Source organism: Antarcticimicrobium luteum, assembly GCF_004358185.1.
GTDB classification, from domain to species: Bacteria; Pseudomonadota; Alphaproteobacteria; order Rhodobacterales; family Rhodobacteraceae; genus Antarcticimicrobium; species Antarcticimicrobium luteum.
Genome location: NZ_SMUV01000006.1, coordinates 1 through 2,045, shown reverse-complemented (window position 1 = coordinate 2,045; position 2,045 = coordinate 1). Strand labels below are relative to the sequence as shown.

Genomic DNA, 2,045 nt, shown 5'->3' with positions numbered 1-2,045 from the left:
GCTCACCCCGTGGGAGTATCACCAACGGTCAGTAGAGGACCAAAACCTGAACAGAGCGAACTAATAAATGCGGACTCTATGGGGAGCATCACGTCGTCCATGGGCAGGCGTGTGAGGTGTGTCATGTGGGTCTCCTTACCTTCCCATGGATGCGATACAGACGGCGACGTTCCAGCCGTCAGCGCGACAGACGTCATAGCGGATCAACCGTTTCCCTGCGGTGATCGTCCGTCTCTACGCTAGTTGGACCTGTCACGTTTTCGCGCCGTACCAAGTCCTCGTTTGAGCCACTTTCTGCTTGAAAGTCACGGGGACAAGACAGCCCGAGGCTGAGTGCCGTCGGCGCGGATTGTAGAAGCCGAATATGAAGTTGAAGACTGCCTGTTCTGTCCTGCCATGTGTGAGTACATCGCGTCTATCATTTCGCGGGCGCACCGAATGGCGGCAATGCGGGCTGCACTCGCAGAATTCGAAGACCGTGCTCAAGGTCGGCTCTGGTCCGGTTTCCGCCGTTCATGCAAATCGCCTCGGGCCATGCGAGGGTCAAGACGAACGGCAAGTAAGGGCTGGCTGCAGTCGCCCGCAACTCCGTCGGCACGGCCCCGGCGAAAGATCATGACGCTGCAGCGCCGCAAGGCGGCTTGGAGCCCATGCTACCCGATGCCGCGGCGCGTCTAAATGACCGCTTTGCGTCTATGCCTATTGCGGATATTTGATCCCAGTCGCTTTTTCGGCCCAATCCCATAAGCGTTCCGCGACACCATCTTTGAGAGCGGCGGCGTCAACAATCGCAAGCCCGGGTGTTCCTGAGCGTTCTTCTGGCCCGTCAGGCCCCCAGTATTGCCCGCCCTCGACGTGCGTGTCTGTTGCCGCGACAAGTGCTGGCGCGGCTCCGTCGGCGGGCGGCATCATTTTGATGCCTGCTGGAATGTCACCAAGGTTTCGGGTCAGGTCGGTCTGGCTCACGCCCGGGTGGGCGGCAAGGGAGCGAACAGAGCTGTCTTTAGCGCGCAATCTACGATCAAGCTCTAACGCGAAGACAAGATCGGCGAGTTTGCTTTGGCCATATTCGCGCCAAGGATCGTAAGGTTTTTCCAGTTGGAAATTGTCAAAGTCCAAAACTGCGCCTCGGTGTCCGATGCTGGACAGGGTCACGACGCGTGCAGCAGGCGCCGCGTTCAGCAGTTGGATAAGGTGGCCGGTGAGTGCAAAATGCGCGACAAAATTGACACCAAACTGGGTTTCAAAGCCGTCCTGCGTTGTTCCGGCGGGCGGCACCATGACGCCCGCATTGTTGATCAGGATATCCAAACGGGTGTGTGTATTGGCAATCCTGGTGGCAAAATCTTTTACAGAAGCTAGAGCGTTCAGATCGACAAGCCCGACTTCAAGCCGCGCGTCCGGTGCCTCGTCCTTTATGCGGTCTATCGCGGTCTGCACTTTGGCCTCGTTCCGGCCTGCAACGATCACTTGCGCCCCGCGCGTTGCCAATGCGCGCGCTATCTCGAAGCCAAGGCCCGTGTTGGCCCCGGTGATCAATGCCGTCTTGCCGTTCATATCCATTTTGCTTTCCGTCATCACAGGCCGAACGTCACTTTTGCATGATGTGTGTCCATATACTCCTTCATCCGTTTGATCCGTCCATCCGCAATCTCAAAGAGGAAATGATACATGTTGTTGTATTCCGCACCCGTTGCGGTCGTCGCAGTCATATGAGCCTCTGCCGCGACCTTATTCCCCTCTGCCACCATACCGGTCACAGCGAAATCGGCACCATTCGGGAACATCTCGCCGCCGCTGCCAAAAAAGCCCAGAAAAAACGCTCGGTCATGTTCACCAGCTGTTTGCAGATACGCCTGCTTGCCTGCTATCCACCAACTGAAATCCTCTGTGATCATAGAGCTAAGGGTTTCAACATCGGACCGACGCATGGCTTCCACGAAGGCGGTAACAGTATTGACCTGCGACCCGACTTCCCTCCAGCCATTGGGAGAATCCGTCGGTTTGTTTCTGGCCTCATGCGGCCAAGGTTTCCAGTCTGGATT

At 57.1% G+C, this 2,045-nt stretch carries 2 protein-coding genes; both read right to left on the bottom strand.

Going from position 1 to position 2,045, the window contains the following annotated elements; genetic code table 11:
* Positions 1-699: 699 nt before the first annotated feature.
* Positions 700-1,578 (bottom strand): oxidoreductase, encoded by an 879-nt coding sequence (locus E1832_RS00055; RefSeq protein ID WP_206020961.1) that lies wholly within the window; start codon positions 1,576-1,578, stop codon positions 700-702.
* A partial coding sequence (locus E1832_RS00050; protein ID WP_133357725.1) for a nuclear transport factor 2 family protein occupies positions 1,578-2,045 on the bottom strand: 468 nt, incomplete at its 5' end. The genes E1832_RS00050 and E1832_RS00055, both read right to left, overlap by 1 nt.

Excerpts from the sequence above, each read along its gene's own strand:
- E1832_RS00055 (WP_206020961.1), bottom strand. The coding sequence starts at position 1,578 with ATGACGGAAAGCAAAATGGATATGAACGGCAAGACGGCATTGATCACC.